Genomic DNA, 19,933 nt, shown 5'->3' on the forward strand with positions numbered 1-19,933 from the left:
TTCCAGCAACCGGGGACGGAACTTTGTCAACCGGCAGTTGCAATGGCCAAAATACACCGTTTTAGACCTCGCCTTGATTATCTTTCTTTACAATTTCGCGGATAATAGATTCAATGTCCTGCCCGTTGATAGAGACGTCCTGAATATCGCTGGATGCGGATACATAGTTCATGATCTCCATGCTGTCCGTCTTTTCCACGTCGTATTCCAGCACAAGATTTGTTTCCCCTACATCGAGCACTCGGACGTCCGGGATGGCAAACTCCTTCCCTTTGCTCCACGGATTGTCTGCAAGATCAAATGTGATCTGCTTTTTCTTCGTGAAATTCTTTCTGACTGCCCCGATCTTGTCATCGATAACGATCTTTCCGTGATTGATCAGGATGATTCTCTGGCACAGAGATTCGATATCCTGAAAATCGTGGGACGTCACGATAAAGGTCGTGTGTCTGTCCTCGTTCATCTTCTGGATAAAACGTCGGATCTTCAGTTTCGATTCACTGTCCAGCCCAATCGTCGGCTCATCCAGATAGACGATCTCCGGATTGTGGAGAAATGCCGCTGCAATGTTGCACTTCATTTTTTGTCCAAGGGAAAGCTGTCTCTCCGGCACCTGGATAATACGCTCCATATCAAGGAGATCTATGAATTCTTCCAGATTGTCCCGAAATGTTTTTTCCGGGATCTCATATAGTTTCTGAAGGACACGGTATGACTCCATGACCGGCACATCCCACCATAACACGGATCGGTTTCCAAAGACGACTCCCGTCCTTTTATTGATCTTCATCCTGTTTTTTCGAGGCTCAAGGCCATCGATCTTGATCGTTCCTGCAGTCGGTGTAAGGACGCCGGAAAGCATCTTGATGGTAGTGGATTTTCCGCTTCCGTTTGGGCCTACATACCCTACGGCCTCCCCTTTCTCAATCCCCAGATTGATATCGTCTACCGCCCGGAAGATCTCATAATCCGGCCGGAACATACTTCCGAGCGCCTTCAGGAGGGTACCCGGGTCTCTTTTTCGTTTATACTCTTTTACCAGATGGTTTACTTCGATCTGCATCATGTCTGTTCACTCCTTATGTTCCTGTGCTGTTGTAGCCTTTTAACCCAAGTCTCCATACAATGCTCGCTGCTCCCGCCACGAATGCCGCAACGGCTGGAAGCAGGATCTCCACCGGCATGTCCGTCTTCCCGAGGAGACACAGCACCGGGTAATAGGCGATAAATCCCAGCGGAAGAATGTACGTGAAAAATCCCTGGATGAAAGCCGGAAATACATGCAGCGGATACTTCACAAACTCTCTGCATGTCTGGACAAATTCTGCCAGGTCGCTCCCCTGGACGATCCAGAAATTCAGGCTGTTAAAAAGCGTGTAGATACCTGAATTGATCAATGTCCCGCATATCACATACTCCACAAGAACAAAGGCGGTGTGGAGATTGAGCGGGACATGTGCACCCCGTGCCGACCAAAGAAAAATCCCGATGTAGACGAGCATGCTTAAAACCGCCTGAAAATGCATGCGGTTCCCCACCATCTGCACGAACGGGGATGCCGGACGGACAAGATAGACATCCATCTCCCCTCTCCGGATCATAGAATCGATACTCCACACATTGTCAAAAAATGCCATACTGATGGCTTCAATGACTGCGCACATGGAAAAGAGCAGGCAAATCTCATAGAAACTCCAGGCTCCAAGACTTCCCATGACGCTTGCAATTGCCAGAATCCCTACAAATCCGGCAGCCTCCCTAAGAAGCATGGAAATGATCCATATGACCGTATCCGCAGGATACTGGGTTGTTGTCAGCAGCCCGATTCTCATATAGGCCTTCCAAAGTCTGCCATAATATCTCAATCTCATCTCATCAGCCTCCCTGCACAACAACTTTTTTGATCGCAAACCGGTAGAATGCCAGAACGCCCAGTCCGAGCAAGACCGCCCATATGATCTGCAGCCCGATAAACTGCACGGCCTGGTTCCAATCATATTTTCCAAGATAAATAGAAGCCGGCACGGAAACCATTCCTGCAAACGGCATGTAGTTCAGCACCTGGGCAACCTCGTCCGGAAAAAGGAATAGCGGCACCACCCCTCCGGACAAAATAGAAAGGAGGGCGCTCTTCGTAAAGGTAAGTCCCCATACATTCAATGTAAAAAAGCCGATCAGTCCCACCGTCACTTCTATCCAGAACAGTATCACAATGGAGACAAGCACACTCATCCCGAAAAGCAGCAACTGTCCTGCTCCCGCCGGCCCTGTACCTCCAAGGATCAAAGTTGCGAGAATACTGATCGGTATACCTTTGAAAAGGAGAAAGAATAAAAATTCTCCAATCCTTTTCCCAAAAAGATTATATAAAAGCGGTACAGGCCGCAGGAGTTCTACCACAATATTTCCTTTGTACACCCATTCGGAAAATTCCCGGTCGATCCCACCTGAAAACTGGGAAGAAAGAACACGGGAAATGATGACGTATGTAGTCATCTGAGCCGCCGTAAAACCGTTTAGTTCTTCTCTTGTCCGGAAGACATATTTCCACAGAAAGTAGTAGATCAAGATCGAAACCGCAGTTCCGAATATATTGAACCAGAAGGCTTTGATATAAGCAAATTTTGTCATAAAAGCCATCCGCATCAGATAGTAAAATTTCTTCATGTTCCAACCCTCTTTTGCTTTGTTTGCTTTCTATAAAATTATATCATTCCAGCTTCCGGAAACGCCATAGCGGTTTTAGTCAATAACCATTGCAATTTCTCATATTTTCACGCATTTCTTGAAAAAACCTTCCACTTTTCATAGCAAAATAGTATAATTATCATATTGTGATACAGAGGTGAACAGACATGTTTCAAAACAGCGATATTACATTAAAAGACATCGAAAAAGAAGCACAGGATCTTGCCTTCCACTCCAGCGGTATCGACCAGTGCGTCAGCGGGAACCTGTACGGGCCCAGAGTGCGGCGTTATCATCTGATCCATTTCGTGCTCTCCGGCTGCGGCATCCTTCGGATCGATTCCAAGCGGCTGAAGGTAAAAGCGGGACAGGCCTTCTATATCCCGGCCGGAGCATCCGCTTCCTATCAGGCAGACACACAGCATCCATGGAAGTATTGCTGGATCGGATATCATGGAACGATGGCCTCCTACTATACATCCCATATCTTCGGCGATTCTTTTGTGACTGACATCCAGGATGTAACCGTGTATGAGAAAAAGATCATGCGCCTGCTTTCCTGCACGGATCATCGGATCCAACCGGATTTTCAATTTCTTCCGGAAACCTTTCCGATCTCATGGTTTTCAGAGGCAAAGACGCTGCACCAGCACCTCAGGATTGCCGGACTTTTAAAAGAATTTTTCGCGGACCTGATCTTGGAGAAAAATTCAGATTTCGACAATGTCTCGACTGCCAGCTACGCAAACCAGATCAAAGCATACATAGAAAAGCACTACAGCGAACACATTAAAATCCAGGATATCTCCGACTTCCTCGGACTAAATCCTCACTATGTTACCGCTGTTTTTAAAAAGAAATTTGGCCTGACACCAAAGCGCTATCTCACAGAAATCCGTGTGGAAAAAGCAAAAGCCTTCCTGGCAGATACCGAATACCCGCTTCAGGTCATCGCCAACGCAGTGGGACTTGAGAATCCATTTTCCTTTTCCCGGCTTTTTAAGTCCATGACCGGTGTCTCTCCATCCGAATACCGGAAAAACTTTCCAAACAGAAGTGCTTTCTGATAACCGCCGCTTTCTATAAAATATCCCCGCAGGATTCCATATTTTTCCAGGATTCCTGCGGGGATTTTCTATTGCCCTTTATTTGATGATATCTGGTCCTAACAGAAGGACATTTTCTAATTCCATTTCCTCTTTTGGATTCAGATCAGTCAGAGCTTTCATTGTGATGACTGAAAGCTGGCCGCTGCCATTATAGAGCGGTTTGTCTCCACGGTTTGCAAACGCCAGGTTTACATATGCTGTTCCGTCTGAGTAGACTTTATTCACAGTAAGATTTTCCATCTGTTCTGCTGCTTTCTCCTGATCCACAGAAACAAATTCCAGTTTCGCCGGATCATAGTGAAGCACTTTTCCGTAGGCATTCAGGTTTGAAACCTCTTCTGCCTGCACTGCGATGGCAAATGTTTCTCCCGCTTTGACCGCTTCTTTATCTGGTACAAGACGGATTTGTCCTTCGGCAGTTCCGGACTGTTTTGTGCCGCCGTCCAGTTTAAACATGGTGTATGCGTAATCATATACATCATAGATACCATTGTTATTTATATCGCCGCCGCGTTTCTGGATCTGATCCACAAAGTTGGATCCATCTTTTACGGAAGTTCCCAGATAGTTCTTCATGTTTGTATAGTCGCCTTCTGAGACCTCTGCATTTTTGTTCGTACTTCCCACTGCAAACGGTTTTGTGCCGTCTTTTTTGTAGACTGGAAGTTCATGGGATGCAAAGAAGTTGCGGATAGACTGTACGATCTCGAGTTTCACATACCGTGCCAGCACTCCGTTAAGCGGTACTGTCTTTGCGTTTTCCTCCACTTCAAGATCTGTGTTGTATGTCCATTCTTCTTGTTCTGCCCCGTTCCATTCGAGCTTCCAGTTTCTTCCGTCGAGACTGGAGTAGACATTCATGCGCTGTACCGTACCACTTCCATAGCTGTCTCTCGGATAGTATTCAAATTTATCCAGTTCGTATGCAGCTCCAAAATCATAGATAAACGGAATCTTGCCGCCTACAACATCATCTGCAGAGAAGAACAAGCCGCGGAAACTGTGATCTGTCGCATATTTAAGCGGACCGGCCTCATCGCTTCCTGTCCATGTAATTGTTCCGGACGCCCCGATTTCATTTCTCCACGGATCGGAAAGAGAGCTTGTCGTGACTTCCTCACTCCATCTGGAATATCCTTCCGTATTTCTTGCGCGCACACAGTATGTGTGGGCAGAGTTGTATTCCAGTTCATCGTGCAGATAGGATGCATGATCTCCCATTGCATAGAGCTGTCCGTCCACGAGCATTTCGTAAGATGTCGCGCCCTCTGCCTTTGTCCATTCCAGCCAGATGCTGGAAGCTGTCTTTTTGTCTTCCGGAATAGAAAGTACCGGAACCGGAAGATTTGCATTTTCTTTGTCTGCCTTCCTCACGATCTCATTGACATATCCGCCGACCACAACTGTCTGTTCCTCTTTTTGTGTATCAACAGGTGCCATCTTCACATAAAGTTTCGGTGCTGTCCGAACATCCGCCATGATATGCTCGAATTCTTTTTCTTCGGCGGAGGCATATGTTTCAAGCTTCGGAGATGGATCGTAGAAGAATACCGCCTCATGAGCTTCCGGTTTGGCTGCATCAAATGCTTCCTTGCTGGCCGCCTCTGTCATATGCAGATTTTCAGATCCGCTTCTGGCTTCCACATATTCTGGTTTTTGGGATAAGTTCACGATAAACGTCGTATTTCTCACTGCTTCGTATCCTTCGTACTCTCCGACGGAAGGTTCTGCTGTCAAAGTTGCCGTTGTCCCTTCCACGTTTGCCGTGTATGTGGTGGAGACGTGGCTTCCGTAGGAAACATGGTCGATCGTTCCGTACGCCTCGTCTTCTTTTGTTTCGTTTGTGATATATTTTCCGTCATCTTCATATACGGTATATCTGCTGAATCCTGCCGGCCAGAATTCGACAATTCTGTTTTCCTTGCAGATTTCATCCGGTGTATTGTTTTCCTCATACATCGGGAGGATTGCACCATTTTTCACAAATACCGGAAGTTTCCAAAGCGGTGCTGCAAAATTATTGATTACCTGTCCGCCTTCATACTTCTCTCCTGTCAGATAATCGATCCAGATCTGATCTTTGTCCGGAAGATAAATGTGATTTCTCACGTCATTTCCCATCTCATCTGCCGCGATATTTTGGTATACCGGAGCCACCAGAATGCTGCTTCCCAGCATGAACTGGTACTGCATGGATCTGCTGTATGCGTAATCATCATTCGGATATTCCAGGAACATGGCTCTTACCATCGGAAGTCCGGTATCATCATTTCCGGTATCCAGATTTGCAGCAGATGCCGCGCACGTATAAATATATGGCATCAGCTCAGACTTTTTCTTCATATACATCCGGTTGATCCCTGTGTACGGATCGCCAAATGTAAACGGTGCTTTCATATAACTTCCCCATCCGTCCATGTTGAGCATCTGAGGAGTAAAGGATTTCCACTGATAATCACGGGCTGCGATCAATGCCTTCCCTCCGAAAATACCGTCCATGTCACTTCCGATATTTGGATTTCCGCTTAAGGAACTTCCGATATAAGTCGGGATATGGAAACGGATGTACTCCCAGTTTCCGCCAGTCTGATCACCGCTCCACACACTGTTGAAGCGCTGGGATCCAGCCCATCCGTCCAGGGAGATGATATTCGGGCGGAACTGCTGTGACGTCGTAATGACATCATACGCTGTCTTCACACCGTTTAACTGGAAAGAGTATCCCGGTCCTACCCAGGCTACGTCTGTTTTCAATGTAGTAGCTCCACCTTTGGTAACTTCTTTTCGGAAGTCACGGAGCAGATGCCAGTATGTCTGCGGATCTGAATCCGGGGAAAGATTGCTCTCCGTCCAAAGTCCGGACGCCACCCCTTTGCTGTTCGCATATTCAGTAAATTTTGCGAGGTTTTCCACGTTGGCGTCGACAGCTGCAATTCTCTCCTCGGAGCTGCTTCCGTCCTCGTTTACTCCACCTTGCACATAATATCCATTCTGGCCGTACCCTCCGCCGTATCCGTCATTCGGAAGGAAGTATCCAAGCGGCATATCGTAGCGGATATATTCATCCAGTACTGCTCTTGCGGAATATTCATACGGTGTATCTACATTTGCAGGATAATGTTCTGTGGCCACTGTCGGCTGCTCTCCGTTTAAAGATTCGGAGTGCTGTCCTTCGCTCAGGCGATATCCCGTAGCCATGCCGCTTTCATACCTTGTCTTCCCTTCGCTCAGATGGCTGTCTGTCCCTTTGACATTCCATGCTTTGGCACCGGATTCATCTGACCAGGAATCTCTGTTGTAACAGTTTAAATGTCCTTCGTAAAATCCGTACTCCGGAAGAAGCATCGGGTTTCCGGTCACATGATAATAGTGCCTCAGAAGCTCCTGAGTAACCGTTCTTCCGTCGTTCTGTCCAGATACAAAATAATATGCGCTCAGTCTGTTTTCTTTATGCGCCGCCCGCACAGCCGCGTGTTCTGTCTCTCCGAAATCATAGGATCCATCTGAGAACGTGTTGCGCAGAACGCCATATCCTCCGGTTGTATAGTAGAATGGGTTTGGAGATGCTACTCCTCCGTCCATCCAGGCACTTTCGTTCACGATCTGGATCGTCTTTCCTGTATGTACAAAACGTCCGTTCTGCGTTCCTCCTCCGTAGAAATTTTCCTCTTCCTTACGGATTATGGTCTGGATTGTCTCTTCTCCGGTAAAAGTCAGCGCTTCCGATTCTTCCATAACCGTCTTTTCTCCGATCCGGATTTTCATTTTGGCTTCGGACTTGTCAAAAATGACTGCAGTATTGCCGCAAACGATCTGATAAGCACTTTCGTCCTCTATAATTTTTGCTTCCGGCTTTGCGTATGCGTCTGATTCATCCGGATACTGCTGGATCTTTGCCGTGTGTTCTTCCTCTCTTGGCTTTGCATAGCTTTCGAACTGTCCGTCCGGGCTTACATCATAACGGAAAATCCCTTCTTCCAGAAAAATCACTCTTCCCTTGATTCCATCCTGAAACAAAATATGGACAATATGTCCTTCTGAAACGTCTTTGCTCATGGACTCCACTTTACACAGACGTCCCTGAAAAGACTGCTCCATCTCATTCATCATTGAGTTCCTCCTTTTTTCGTATCCATACAGATGCTGTATTTTTCTTTTCTCAACTCACACATTATCTTATCAAAATTGATGTAAAAACGCTATAAGCATCTATGTTTTCTGTTCAATATGACAAAATATTTGTACTTATGTATAAGTTTTATAAATTTCTGTTCAGAATAAAAAGGATACCCCTTCTGCTTATAGCATCAGGGATATCCTGTCTTAAAACGTTGTTTGTTTTAGCCCTTGATACCAGACTGTGCAACACCTTCGATAAACTGTTTCTGGAAGATGATAAATACGATGATCATCGGAATAACCGCCAGCACCGCACCTGCCATCTGTACCGGATAGTTTGTCGCATACTGTCCTTTCAGAAGAGACAGAGATGGTGCAAGTGTCATCTTCTGTGGGTCTGTATTTACAATTAACGGCCACATAAAGTCGTTCCATGCAAATCTTGCTGTAAAGATTACCAATGCTACGATACCTGGCTTTACAAGCGGAAGCATGATCTTTCCAAAAATCTGGAATCTGTTGCATCCATCCAGAAGAGCCGCCTCTTCCAGTTCTTTCGGCAAGGACATAAAGAACTGCCTCAGAAGGAATGTACCGAACGCACTGAACAAGTTCGGAAGGAACAGACCAGGAATGGTATTTGTCAATCCCAGATTCTGGATGATCAGGTACTGAGGGATCAAGAAGATCTGACCTGGAACCATCAAGATCGCTAACAGAATCAGGAAGAGCGCATTTTTAAATGGAAATTCGATTCTTGCAAATCCATATGCAGCCATTGTACAAAATGCCACCTGGAATAAAACAGTCAACACTGTGATAACCACTGTGTTAAGATAAATTTTTGCAAACGGTAATACGTCAAATACATATTTGTAGGATTCCGTATTTAAACTTTCTGGAAGAATTGTCGGCGGTATCTTCATAGATTCCGGCAATGTTTTAAACGACGTAAAAATCATCCAGAGGAATGGGAATACTGTGATCGCAATACCAGCAATCAAAATAATATGTATTATTAAATGGCCTCTAGCCCTTGATGTTTTCACGATATCTCATCCTCTCTTTTAATCGTAATTTACCCATTTCTTCTGTCCCCAAAGCTGGAACACTGTAATGATCATGATGATCACAAACATGAAGATAGAAATGGCTGCCGCATATCCCTTATATCCATAAACGAATGCGTTCTGGTAGAATAATACGTTCACAGTCTTCACTGCGTTGAATGCCGGGTTCTTATCCATATCGATCATCATGTAGAGTGTATCGAATACCTGGAAAGCACCGATCAATCCTGTGATTGTTACGAAAAAGATCGTAGGAGATACGAGCGGGATCGTAATTTTGAAGAATCTCTGCACTGGGCCGGCTCCATCGATCTCTGCCGCTTCATAATAGGATTTGGATACTCCCTGCATACCTGCAAGAAGAATGATCATATTATATCCGGCACCGCTCCATATACCAACCATCATGACACAGTACAAGGCTGTATCCGGGTTTGTCAGCCAGCTTTGTCCTTCGACTCCGAAAACTCCAAGAATTTCATTTAAAATACCATAATCTCCGTTGAAGATCAGCTTCCACACGAGGGCTACCGCTGCCGCCATTGTAACTGACGGCAGGAAGTAGATCGTTCTGTAAATCCCTTTTCCTTTGATTTTGGAATTCAGGAATGAGGCTAATACCAGCGAAATAATGAGTCCTATCGGCACTGTGATAATCGCATACAGGAATGTATTTTTCAATGCCAACAGAAGATCCGGTTCATGAAACAACTGTTTGTAGTTCTCAATCCCATTGAATGTTGCCATATTAAATTTGTTTACATCGTTAAAACTGAACCAGAAGTTCTGAAGAAACGGGAACACATAAAATATGAACAACCCGATTGTAACCGGCGCAATGAAAAGATAGCCTGCAACCCAGTCTTTTTTCTGGCGTCTTGTAGCTTTTTTCTTCACTGCTTTTGTATTTGCTTTGCTCATAGTATCACCTTAATTATTTAGAATTCATTTTTGCAAGGATTTCATCCTGCTCTTTTGCAATGTTCTTACATGCATCTGCCAGTTCTGTTTCGCCCTTCCAAGCTGGTTCAAGGTATTTCTTTTCTACCTGTCCAAGTTCGGATGTCACTTTGCAGTGCGGCAGTAATTCTGCGTTTGCTACATTGTCAAGGAATACCTGGCAGTCTACTTCATCGTGTGCATCAACAAAGTACTGCTGGCAGTCGTTTCTTGCAGAGATACATACACCAGATTCTCCCTGGATCTTCTGAGCTTCTTCGCTTCCTAACCACAGTGCGAAATCTTTTGCTTCTTCTGGGTGTTTTGTGTTAGCGGATACAGAGAATGCCAGACCGTTGATGATGTCTGTGTCTTTTCCGTTGAATGTAGGTCTCTTTGCAATACCATATTTTCCTTCCAATGTATTATTGTAGGAAGTGATCATGTAGTTACCGGAGAAGTACATTGCAAGCTGTCCGCCCTGGAACATAGCGTCTGGATCTGTGTCTGCCATCTGCTGCAGTGTCGGTGAAAGTCCGTCTAATACAAGGTCAAGCCACGGCTGTACAGCATCGATTGTTGCCTGTTCGCCCCATCCGGATTTTTCATTTCCTTCGCTCAGGAGATATCCGCCGTTAGCAAAGACAGAAGAGATATATGTTGTCTGTCCGGAGTTTCTGTTGATTGCTGTCGGGTATACACCTTCGCCTAAGCCTGCTGCCTGCAGATCTTCACATGTCTTGCGGAAATCTTCGAATGTCCATCCGTCCTGCGGATATGCCACGCCTGCTTTGTCAAAGATTTCTTTGTTGTAGAATACTGCGTTTGTATCGAAGTCTTTCGGGATTCCGTACAGTTTTCCGTCTACTGTGTATCCGTCTACCAGCGGAGCCGGGAAGTTTTCGTTGATCTTCAGATCAGATTCTGCTTCTGCTTCTGTCAGATCCATGAGGATACCGGCATCTGCGTATTCTTCTACGTGAAGAACGTTCATTGTGATGATGTCCGGAGCGCTTCCGCCTGTTGCGCTTGCTTCCAGTTTTGTCCAGTATTCGGACCATGTTGTCAGCTGAGTCTTAACAGTTACATTTGGATGCTCTTTGTTGTAAGCTTCAGCCATTTTTTCCATAACCGGCTGCTGGTCAGAGTCCCATACGCTCATGACAAGCTCTACTTTTCCATCCTTGCTTTCTCCGTCTTTTCCGCCGCATCCTGCCAGAAGGCCTGCGCCTAAGACTGCTGTTAACCCTACTGCTGTGAGTCTTTTCAGATTCTTTCTCATAATACATCTCTCCTTTTCTTTTTCGGTTTCTCAGTTCTCGCATATATATGAAACGGGTCTTCCCGTTTACATATCCTCTTTATCAACTGCGCATGCTGTCGATTTCTACTACCGCACCGTCGTGCAGTCTTGATTCCTCCGCTGCCAAAGCACAGTAGTGACTTTCCACAGATTTTTCCAGTGAGGTAATGGATGCGCTCTCTTCTCTGTTTCCAAGAAGAATATCAATGAATTCCTCTACCATCACATTGTCTCCGCCGCCATGTCCGGAAAAATCATCGGACAGACTTGCTACATCGATCTCCTCGTGGGTAATGTTTTTGTCAAACATATTGACTTCAATCACATTTTTCTTGATGTCGTCCCCATTCATATTGACGATCAGTTCGCCTTTTGTTCCATAAAATCTTGCATACCTTGCGATGTCTGCTGAAAGTCCGCACATCGTAAAACTCATGGTCGATCCATCTGTCATGTTCAGATTGACTACCTGATGATCTACCACATTGTTATTGCAGTGGTAGACGCATCTGCCATAACGTCCCGTGCGGATCGCATCCATGATGCTTTCTTCTGTCGGCACCGGTGCAAGTACATCCAGCGGCCAGATCCTGCGTCCATTGTTGTATCCGACAATTTTGTTGTCCATGTAAATGGCTTCTGCATCAAACGGGCAAGTATCTTTTGCCTTGCATCCGTCCAGGCATCTCTTAGCGCATCCTTCCGGTGCATTCTCTTCTTTAAAGAGATATGTGCTTCCGTAGGAAGATACTGACTTGCATTTCTTATTGGCAAGCCACAGATAAAGATCCATGTCATGACAGCACTTCTGAAGAATCATCGGGCTTGTCTCATCGGAATTAGCCCAGTTCCCGCGAACAAAGCTGTGAGCCATATGAAACCAGCCGACATTTTCCACAGCCATGATGGAAACGACGTCTCCGATCTTTCCGGAATCTAATATCTCTTTTACCTTGCGGTAGATCGGTGTGTACCGAAGTACGTGACATACAACAACTTTTCTGTCGCATTCTTTTGCGACTTTTACAATTTCCCTGCACTCATCGAGATCCGGGGAAATCGGTTTTTCCAACAGAAGATGATATCCTTTCTTAAGTGCTGGAATCGCATGTCCCACATGCTGACGGTCCTGTGTGGTAATAAACATCACATCTGCCAGTCTGTCTTCTTTAAGCATTTCTTCTGCGCTGGAATAGCAGCGTTCTTCCGGTATGCCATACTCCTCTGCCACCATCTTGACTTTTACCGGGTCGATATCCGCGATCGCCACGATCTGCATTTTATCTGGATACAGTTTTGCAGCTTTTGCGTAAACGTCCTTTCCTCTGCTTCCAAGTCCAGCCAGTGCAACTGTAATCTTATTGCTCATGCTGCCACCTGCTTTCTTTTTTATTGGATTTGTAAATTTCTACTATCAATGTAACTAATTATATATTTTTTTATGCATAAATGCTTTTCCTTTTGTCCTCTTCTCTTGTCATATTGTCCTTCTTTTGTTCTCTTTGCATAATCGAATTTCTTTTCTTTTGTTTTCAATGTACATTTTGACAACTATATTCCCCTTGTTTTGTCGCATTAGTACAATAAAGTGGGGCTCCATACATTTTAATGCATAGAACCCCTTTTTTTCTTCCTGTTTTTATCTATTCCAACTATTTATCTGTACAACTCACACTGACAACCATTTTACTGGATTTCATATGTTTGTTTTTCAAAGTCAACGGTTACTTGTGTTCCGTCTGAGAAAGTCGTCCGCTGAACCATTGGATTTCCGGCTACCATCTCATGGCGTACCATTTCACATTTGGCCACTTTTTCATGGAGATCCGATACCACTTTGGAACGTCTGATATCTTCTTCCAGCTTCAGTTCGATTCCATCATCAAAAGCGCCGTCAAAATTCGGGTATGCCGCATCCCGGATCAAATACGGTGCACCGCCGTTCAAGAGGGCGTAGAGCATATAGTCTTCTTCCTCACTTACCTTATCCATCATCCAAGGTTCGATGACACAGTCATGATATACAAGGTTGTAAAGCGGTACCGGGATACCCTGCTTTGGTTCTCCTGGCTTGCGCAGCATGAAATCATACGGCGCATAGTGACAGAAGACAAGGCTTGGCACTGCCCAGTCGCTGACTTCCTCTGAGCTTGGGAGGATCCCCTGTGACAGAAGATATTCAAAACATGCACAGCGATATTCATAACACTCTCTTCTCGTCATGCGGTGGTGCGGATTGTCACACTCATCCCCTTCATTACATGTAAATACATCCAGATATGCCCCGTCAAGATCGATGCCGTTCTTTTTGAGCTCCTGAAAATTGCGTTTTACATAGTACGGAGCCTGAGTAGCGCACAGATAAGACTGCGGTCCGCCAGCCCATCTCTGATGCTGCGGGATCGTTCCGTCTGTAAGGCGGCACGCATACTCCTCATCAAAACTTGGAGCCGCCAGATAATAATCGCGGTACTGGTCGTGAATACCGAACATGTAGCCGCACTCGTGCATCGCATCTGCCAGGGATTTCATTCCTTCCCATCCGCCTGCCTCTTTGCATGCCGGAAGATAGTCCGGATGCTGGTTGTCATATCCCGGCTGCGCCCATCCATCCAGATGGAGATACAGCTTCTTTACCCCCAGATCATGCAGGTGCCGGATTTCTTTTTCCCGCTGTGCGAATGTCGTGAGATGGTTATTCTTCTCCGGATTTTCCGGATCGTAGAAATCGGAATTTGGCTGCACCTGCGTCTTAATTCCTTTATGTACGAATGCGCATCCGATAAGGTCATTGACGGATCCATTGCGGGCTGCCTTTTCTTCCAGCGTGCGGAGTCTTCCCTGCTCATTCACGTATTTTCTGTACACTTTGCAGAGATCGTTGTAATCACAGTCTGAAAGGAATGTGTATCTCATCACTCTGCGGTAATCCATTTTTCCAAGACTCGTCTCAAAACGGACGCTGACATGTGTGTACGGTCCTTCCGCCGGATGGCATGCCTGGTATCCTGCATTCCACGGTGTCACACAGACAGCGATATATCCTGCCCTGTATCTTACCTGGCCAAACCACGGCATATATCCTCCTGCTGTCCCGAAGAACCCATCGAAAATGACCGGCTTTAACTCCTCTTTCCACGTATTCGGGATCAACATTCCCTGTTCCTGATTCAGAAGCGTATACCAACTGTCTTTTGCCTCCTCAAACTCCATCTCGCCCGGCCAGAGTACTTTCTGTACACACAGTCCTTCCTCACACACCGGGATCCATTCGAAGTAGACATGTCCTGTCGCTTCTTCCACCCATACGTTTGTCTCAAAGGCATACGGAATCTGGGATCCGTCTTTTACAAACCCTTCGTATCGGCTGCGGATTCCTGCCCCTGTTCCACATTCGTACTTTTCATGGGAAACCTTTTTGGCATCCCGAAAAAATACTTCTCCATCTTCACAGACGATTTTCGGTTCGTAATCTTTGGACCATTTCCACATTTCCTGATCTTTCTCCACTGCAAAAGACAAAGTGTTTTCGTCAAAATGAAGTGTTGTACCGTTTTTTGTTAAATCGTTCATTCCAGTTTCCTCTCTTTTTGTCTATTTTGTCCAATCTGCTTCTATTGTAACCTTTATTATATATGCTTTTGTATAAACACGCTTGTTCTTTCGTCTATATTTCTTGTCATATCATCCGACTTCTGCTAAAATATTTCCAAAGGAGGCCCTTACATGACATATATAAAAACTTATCTAAAAAAAGATATAGTAATCAATTCCATCATCACAATTCACTATTTTGAATATATGAAAGACTTTGTCTTCCAGGGAGAATCCCATGATTTCTGGGAATTTCTCTACGTAGATAAGGGAAGCGTCATAGTCCAGTCCGGCGAGGAGCACCTGCTTTTGAACACCGGAGATATTATCTTCCATGCTCCTAATGAATTTCATTCGATCCGTTCAGTGGGAAATGCTTCTCCGAATCTGGTTGTCATGTCTTTTATCTCCCACTCTCCGTCCATGAATTTCTTCCAGAAAAAGCGTTGTACTTTAAATATGGAAGAGCGGACACTTGTCTCCCACCTTCTGAGCATCGCGCGAGAAACCCTTGCGACACCGCTCAACCTGCCTTCCATCGAGCAGGTCAAACTGAAAGATAAAATTGGTTTTGGTTCCGAACAGCTTATCCTTCTTTATCTTGAGTTATTTCTGATCACAGTAGCCAGAAATCATAAAGGAAAGGACGATATTGCACCGAAATCTCCTCCGAAGATTTCCCCGGAACGGGCTCTCAGCAAAAGCGAACGTACCACAAAGATCATCCAGTATCTGGAATATCATATTTGCGAACATCTTACTCTGTCCGATATATGCGAGGCACACTCCTTAAGTCGTTCAGCGCTCCAGTCCTTGTTTCACAAGGAAAAAGGCTGCGGTGTAATGGAGTATTTTAATAATATGAAGATACAGCGAGCGAAAGATATCATTCGGGACGGAACAATGAATTTCACGGAGATCGCATATTTTCTCTCCTACAGTTCCCTTCAGTATTTTTCCCGCCAGTTCAAACGGATTACCGGCATGTCCCCGCTTGAATATTCTTCCTCTGTCAAGGGAATCAGCCAGTCTTTGCGTCCAAAAGATACGGGAGGGGGTATTTAAAAACCCCTCCCCGTATTTTATTTACCTCTTCTGTTTTTCAATTCCTGCTTTACAAATTTCGTCCCTGGTATTGTATCGTTACGACGTAAACCACTTTGTTGATTTCATCCATTCGGAATATGACAATATAATTATCAACCTGGCCTTTTGCATTTTCTGGTGCCAGTTTTTCGTTTGCAATATATTGATAAATACCGTCTAATTCACGTATAGCTCTTGGGTTGATTTTTACTTTGTACTTATCCAAAATACTTTTTCTCCAGTTCTTTAAAAACTACCTCTGCGTCAACTGCTTCCGCTCCATTTAACAATTCCTGCTCTGACTCACAAATAGCCTGATCAATACGGTTGATCTTTGCAAATTTATCATATAATTCGCTGCTCATTACAACCAAGTCGCTATATCCGTTTTTTGTAATAAAAATTGGCTCCTGCTTCTCGTGCGCCATGCTGGAAATCTCGTTTGTATTGCGTAAATCTTTTATAGGAAGTATAATCGGCATTATATTTCACCCCTTTCATGCCATAATTATAGCATAATTATGTATATATCGTAAACGTCCCATACACATATTCTAAAAAATAGTTTTCCTCAACTCTTGAAAAGGGCCTTGTAAATAGCTAAAAGGAGGCTCTCGGAATTTCCGACAGCCTCCTTAAAAATATGTCTGTACTTATTCTTCGTATCCGTTCGGATTCTGGCTCTGCCATCTCCAGGAGTCTTCGCACATTTCTTCCAGTCCGCGCTCTGCCACCCAGTGAAGTTCATTTTTTGCCTTTGTAGCATCGCAGTAGCATGTCGCGATATCCCCCGCACGGCGAGGTTTGATCTCGTACGGAATCTCTTTCCCACACGCTTTGCTGAATGCTTTTACCATATCAAGAACAGAATATCCATTTCCTGTTCCGAGATTGTATACGGATACACCTGCTTTTTCTTTCAGCTTTTCTACTGCGCGTACATGTCCGACAGCCAAGTCTACTACATGAATGTAATCGCGCACTCCTGTACCGTCATGTGTGTCGTAATCGTTTCCAAATACGCCAAGACATTTTAACTTGCCGATGGCAACCTGTGTGATATATGGGATCAGGTTGTTCGGAATGCCTTTTGGATCTTCGCCGATCTTTCCGCTCTTATGCGCCCCAATCGGATTAAAGTAACGCAGAAGTACTACGTTCCATTCCGGATCCGCCGTGTGAAGGTCTGTCAGGATCTGTTCCAGCATCCACTTTGTCCATCCGTAAGGATTTGTACATGTTCCCTTCGGACATTCTTCTGTGATCGGAATAAATGCCGGGTCCCCGTAAACTGTTGCGGAGGAACTGAAGATAATGTTCTTCACGCCATGATTTCTCATCACATCGCAAAGCACAAGCGTTCCTGCAATATTGTTGTCATAGTATTCGATCGGTTTCACAACGGATTCGCCTACCGCTTTGAGTCCTGCGAAATGGATCACAGACTCTACGTCTTTCTCCTGTTCGAATACCGCGTTCATTGCTTCTTTGTCGCGGATATCCACTTCATAAAATTTTACGCTTTTTCCTGTAATCTCTTCCACTCTTCTGAGGGACTCTTTGGATGAATTATATAAGTTGTCTACAACTACAACGTCGTATCCTGCATTCAAAAGTTCCACACAAGTATGGCTTCCGATAAATCCGGCTCCCCCTGTTACTAAAATAGACATGTCATTTCCTCCTCCTGGCACAATCGCTCTTGTTTCCCGTCTATTATATCACAACCTCAGATGTTATGACTGATATTTTTTTACGATTTCCTGCATCGTATCCCATTTTGCTTCCATATCTTCCACCAGCTTAAACTGTGTGCGGCATCTGTCAAGGTTATGACCTTCTCTGTGGATCTTGAAGTAGTGATCGCCTTCCAGATAGTCTGTGAGGAAGCGCATACCGCATTCGAATGTCATGACCTTTGCACCCATCGGAAGCAGTTCTACTTCTTTCTTCGTAAGTTTGCCGCCGCATCCTTCCATGAAACCTTTCACATACAGATCAAAAAGTTCCATGCTGCAGGATACTTTGCTCAGATCCTGTTCGTCTTCTGCCGCTGTGCTTGCACCAAAACGGATGGAATCGCCGAAGTCGTTCATTGCAAGTCCCGGCATAACAGTATCCAGGTCGATGACGCAGATTCCTTTTCCTGTCTTGTTGTCGATCATGATATTGTTCAGTTTTGTATCATTGTGTGTAACACGCAGCGGGATCTCTCCTTTTTCCAAAAGTTCCCCAAATACATTTGCCACATCTTCATGGGCAAGGACAAAGTCAATCTCTTTCTTTACGCTTGCCGCGCGGCTGCACACATCTTTTTTCACTGCTTCTTTAAACACCTGGAATCTAGCCTTCGTATCGTGGAAACCTTTGATCGTCTCGTGGAGTGTGTCGGCCGGATAGTCAGCAAGCAGTCTCTGGAAATGTCCGAATGACACTGCGCTCTGGTAGAAATCGTCCGGTTTCTCTACTTTGTCATAGCTTGTGGCGTCTGTGATGAATTTGTAAGAACGCCAGTAGTCGCCTTTATAGTCCACAAAGTACGGTTTTCCGTCCACCGCACGGATAACATTTAATGTCTCTCTGTCCGGATCCCCGCCATTTTCTATGATCTTTTTACGGAGATAGGATGTCACGGAAATGATATTTTCCATAAGTTCCACCGGATTTGTAAAAATCTCGTTGTTCATTCTCTGAAGAATGACACGGAGTTTTCCCATCTCTGCAATTTCAAAAGTCAGAAGGTATGTATCGTTAATGTGTCCGCTCCCGTATGGTCTCTGGTCCACCAACATTCCTTCGTACTGAAAATTTGCGATTGCTTCATCGATCTGAGCCTGATTTACACGTTTCATTTGATTATTCCTCCCACAGTTTCTGCGGATATACTCCCGCGTCTTTTAATTCCTGGATTGCATTTTCCACAACCGGCTTGTCTTCTTTGTATGTCACACCGTACCACTTATCTTCGGACTCCAGCACAGTTACTGTCGCACGTTCCTGTCCGAGAAGGTCACTTACAACTGACGGCAGGAAGTACTCACATTTCATCGGGTTTTCCTTGAGACCTTTTTCCAGGAATGCAGGGAATCCTGCTTTGATCTCGTCGAGGATACTCCTTGTGAATCCCCACATGTTCATGGATACGAGTGTGTCTGGATCAACGGATACCCATGTCTGTCCGTCATCTTCAGAATATGCGATACCGCCGTCTCTCTTTTCGATCCTTGTACGTTCGTTGACCTCCACAAGTTCTTTATCGGAATTGATCTCACAGATTCCCCTTGCCACATGTCCATTGTCTGTCACTGTATTTTTCAGACGATATCCTACCATTGTGTAACGGTATTTTTCATCGTCTTCATGTGTCGTAAGGAAATTGTAGATAGTTTCAAATGCATGACGTCCGTAGTAGTCGTCTGCGTTGATTACTGCGAACGGTCCGTCCACTTCATCGATCGCGCTCAAGACTGCATGCGCTGTTCCCCACGGTTTCACACGTCCTTCCGGCACTTCAAATCCTTCCGGAATATTGTTGAGATCCTGGAATGCGTAAGCTACATCCATGATCTTCTCCATCCGGTTTCCTACTGCTTCTTTAAAGTCTGCTTCGTTTTCTTTCTTAATAATAAATACAACTTTTTCAAATCCCGCACGTTTTGCATCAAAGATAGAAAAATCCATGATGATATGACCCTCTTTGTCGACCGGATCAATCTGTTTTAATCCGCCATATCTGCTTCCCATTCCTGCTGCCATAATTACCAAAACCGGTTTTTTCATTGTCTTTTCCTCCTTCTTTTTCCGCTTTTCACGCGGTCATTTTCCATTTATCTCACTGCTCTTATTGTATGATAAAAACGCGGAAAAATCTTTATCTGATATTCTATTTCATTTGTACAATCTGCATTTTCGCTTTGCATTTTTGTCCTCCATGATGTATGATAAAATCAAACGAAAGAAACGGTAAGATAAAGTCCAGCGGTGATATGTCAAGAGGAAAATGAATAAAAATCAATAGATTTTTG

Annotated in this window: 16 protein-coding genes; 2 read left to right on the top strand and 14 right to left on the bottom strand. The window is 44.9% G+C overall.

Annotation, left to right across the window (positions count from 1 at the left end; all coding sequences use genetic code 11):
- Positions 1 to 61 precede the first annotated feature (61 nt).
- The 3 genes from ACLROL_RS09330 to ACLROL_RS09340 are packed head-to-tail and all read right to left on the bottom strand — an operon-like array spanning position 62 to position 2,667.
- Positions 62 to 1,066, bottom strand: coding sequence for an ATP-binding cassette domain-containing protein (locus tag ACLROL_RS09330; RefSeq protein ID WP_221919359.1), 1,005 nt, complete (start codon positions 1,064 to 1,066; stop codon positions 62 to 64).
- A 13-nt stretch (positions 1,067 to 1,079) separates the two neighbouring features.
- Complete coding sequence (locus ACLROL_RS09335; RefSeq protein ID WP_221919360.1) at positions 1,080 to 1,871, bottom strand: ABC transporter permease; 792 nt, start codon at positions 1,869 to 1,871, stop codon at positions 1,080 to 1,082.
- 4 nt (positions 1,872 to 1,875) lie between these two features.
- Positions 1,876 to 2,667, bottom strand: a complete 792-nt coding sequence (locus ACLROL_RS09340; protein WP_413067733.1) for an ABC transporter permease — start codon at positions 2,665 to 2,667, stop codon at positions 1,876 to 1,878.
- 188 nt (positions 2,668 to 2,855) lie between these two features.
- On the opposite strand from ACLROL_RS09340, the gene ACLROL_RS09345 reads away from it, so the two are divergent.
- Positions 2,856 to 3,755 carry an AraC family transcriptional regulator gene (locus tag ACLROL_RS09345; RefSeq protein ID WP_221919362.1) on the top strand — a complete coding sequence of 300 codons (900 nt, stop codon included), beginning with the start codon at positions 2,856 to 2,858 and terminating at the stop codon, positions 3,753 to 3,755.
- Between the two features lie 78 nt (positions 3,756 to 3,833).
- Here ACLROL_RS09345 and ACLROL_RS09350 read toward each other — a convergent pair whose 3' ends face one another.
- The 6 genes from ACLROL_RS09350 to ACLROL_RS09375 form a co-directional block, all read right to left on the bottom strand.
- Positions 3,834 to 7,907, bottom strand: a complete 4,074-nt coding sequence (locus ACLROL_RS09350) for a TIM-barrel domain-containing protein (RefSeq protein ID WP_413067734.1) — start codon at positions 7,905 to 7,907, stop codon at positions 3,834 to 3,836.
- Positions 7,908 to 8,137: 230 nt separating this feature from the next.
- Positions 8,138 to 8,965: a carbohydrate ABC transporter permease gene (locus tag ACLROL_RS09355; RefSeq protein WP_087210014.1), complete on the bottom strand. Its 828-nt coding sequence runs from the start codon at positions 8,963 to 8,965 to the stop codon at positions 8,138 to 8,140.
- Between the two features lie 18 nt (positions 8,966 to 8,983).
- Positions 8,984 to 9,907: a carbohydrate ABC transporter permease gene (locus tag ACLROL_RS09360; RefSeq protein ID WP_087210017.1), complete on the bottom strand. Its 924-nt coding sequence runs from the start codon at positions 9,905 to 9,907 to the stop codon at positions 8,984 to 8,986.
- Positions 9,908 to 9,920: 13 nt separating this feature from the next.
- The gene (locus ACLROL_RS09365; RefSeq protein WP_087210019.1) at positions 9,921 to 11,207 is read right to left on the bottom strand and encodes an ABC transporter substrate-binding protein; all 1,287 of its coding nucleotides are present in this window, start codon (positions 11,205 to 11,207) and stop codon (positions 9,921 to 9,923) included.
- An 82-nt stretch (positions 11,208 to 11,289) separates the two neighbouring features.
- Positions 11,290 to 12,597 (bottom strand): Gfo/Idh/MocA family protein, encoded by a 1,308-nt coding sequence (locus tag ACLROL_RS09370; RefSeq protein ID WP_413067735.1) that lies wholly within the window; start codon positions 12,595 to 12,597, stop codon positions 11,290 to 11,292.
- A 317-nt stretch (positions 12,598 to 12,914) separates the two neighbouring features.
- Positions 12,915 to 14,801: a DUF5696 domain-containing protein gene (locus ACLROL_RS09375; protein WP_413067736.1), complete on the bottom strand. Its 1,887-nt coding sequence runs from the start codon at positions 14,799 to 14,801 to the stop codon at positions 12,915 to 12,917.
- 153 nt (positions 14,802 to 14,954) lie between these two features.
- Here ACLROL_RS09375 and ACLROL_RS09380 point away from each other — a divergent pair, with 153 nt between their 5' ends.
- Entirely contained in the window at positions 14,955 to 15,887 is a 933-nt protein-coding gene (locus ACLROL_RS09380; RefSeq protein WP_413067737.1) for an AraC family transcriptional regulator, read from the top strand.
- 49 nt (positions 15,888 to 15,936) lie between these two features.
- On the opposite strand, the gene ACLROL_RS09385 is transcribed toward ACLROL_RS09380, so the two are convergent.
- From ACLROL_RS09385 to ACLROL_RS09405, 5 genes are all read right to left on the bottom strand, one after another.
- Positions 15,937 to 16,134, bottom strand: a complete 198-nt coding sequence (locus ACLROL_RS09385) for a hypothetical protein (RefSeq protein WP_087199952.1) — start codon at positions 16,132 to 16,134, stop codon at positions 15,937 to 15,939.
- Positions 16,127 to 16,390 carry a prevent-host-death protein gene (locus tag ACLROL_RS09390; protein ID WP_087199954.1) on the bottom strand — a complete coding sequence of 88 codons (264 nt, stop codon included), beginning with the start codon at positions 16,388 to 16,390 and terminating at the stop codon, positions 16,127 to 16,129. The genes ACLROL_RS09385 and ACLROL_RS09390 overlap by 8 nt, the downstream gene beginning before the upstream one ends.
- 171 nt (positions 16,391 to 16,561) lie before the next feature.
- Positions 16,562 to 17,581 carry a UDP-glucose 4-epimerase GalE gene (gene galE / locus ACLROL_RS09395; protein ID WP_221919368.1) on the bottom strand — a complete coding sequence of 340 codons (1,020 nt, stop codon included), beginning with the start codon at positions 17,579 to 17,581 and terminating at the stop codon, positions 16,562 to 16,564.
- 63 nt (positions 17,582 to 17,644) lie between these two features.
- Complete coding sequence (locus ACLROL_RS09400; RefSeq protein WP_087210029.1) at positions 17,645 to 18,760, bottom strand: phosphotransferase enzyme family protein; 1,116 nt, start codon at positions 18,758 to 18,760, stop codon at positions 17,645 to 17,647.
- A gap of 4 nt (positions 18,761 to 18,764) precedes the next feature.
- Positions 18,765 to 19,688 (bottom strand): nucleotidyltransferase family protein, encoded by a 924-nt coding sequence (locus tag ACLROL_RS09405; protein WP_087210032.1) that lies wholly within the window; start codon positions 19,686 to 19,688, stop codon positions 18,765 to 18,767.
- Positions 19,689 to 19,933: the final 245 nt, after the last annotated feature.

The sequence above is a fragment of the Sellimonas sp. genome (assembly GCF_047234585.1).
In the GTDB taxonomy this organism is placed as follows: Bacteria; Bacillota; Clostridia; order Lachnospirales; family Lachnospiraceae; genus Sellimonas; species Sellimonas caecigallum.

Coding starts and splice junctions, on each gene's coding strand:
- ACLROL_RS09330 (WP_221919359.1), bottom strand. CDS start 1,066: ATGATGCAGATCGAAGTAAACCATCTGGTAAAAGAGTATAAACGAAAA.
- ACLROL_RS09345 (WP_221919362.1), top strand. CDS start 2,856: ATGTTTCAAAACAGCGATATTACATTAAAAGACATCGAAAAAGAAGCA.
- ACLROL_RS09370 (WP_413067735.1), bottom strand. CDS start 12,597: ATGAGCAATAAGATTACAGTTGCACTGGCTGGACTTGGAAGCAGAGGA.
- ACLROL_RS09350 (WP_413067734.1), bottom strand. CDS start 7,907: ATGATGAATGAGATGGAGCAGTCTTTTCAGGGACGTCTGTGTAAAGTG.
- ACLROL_RS09365 (WP_087210019.1), bottom strand. CDS start 11,207: ATGAGAAAGAATCTGAAAAGACTCACAGCAGTAGGGTTAACAGCAGTC.
- ACLROL_RS09390 (WP_087199954.1), bottom strand. CDS start 16,390: ATGCCGATTATACTTCCTATAAAAGATTTACGCAATACAAACGAGATT.
- ACLROL_RS09335 (WP_221919360.1), bottom strand. CDS start 1,871: ATGAGATTGAGATATTATGGCAGACTTTGGAAGGCCTATATGAGAATC.
- ACLROL_RS09340 (WP_413067733.1), bottom strand. CDS start 2,667: ATGAAGAAATTTTACTATCTGATGCGGATGGCTTTTATGACAAAATTT.
- ACLROL_RS09405 (WP_087210032.1), bottom strand. CDS start 19,688: ATGAAAAAACCGGTTTTGGTAATTATGGCAGCAGGAATGGGAAGCAGA.
- ACLROL_RS09360 (WP_087210017.1), bottom strand. CDS start 9,907: ATGAGCAAAGCAAATACAAAAGCAGTGAAGAAAAAAGCTACAAGACGC.
- ACLROL_RS09400 (WP_087210029.1), bottom strand. CDS start 18,760: ATGAAACGTGTAAATCAGGCTCAGATCGATGAAGCAATCGCAAATTTT.
- ACLROL_RS09380 (WP_413067737.1), top strand. CDS start 14,955: ATGACATATATAAAAACTTATCTAAAAAAAGATATAGTAATCAATTCC.
- galE (WP_221919368.1), bottom strand. CDS start 17,581: ATGTCTATTTTAGTAACAGGGGGAGCCGGATTTATCGGAAGCCATACT.
- ACLROL_RS09375 (WP_413067736.1), bottom strand. CDS start 14,801: ATGAACGATTTAACAAAAAACGGTACAACACTTCATTTTGACGAAAAC.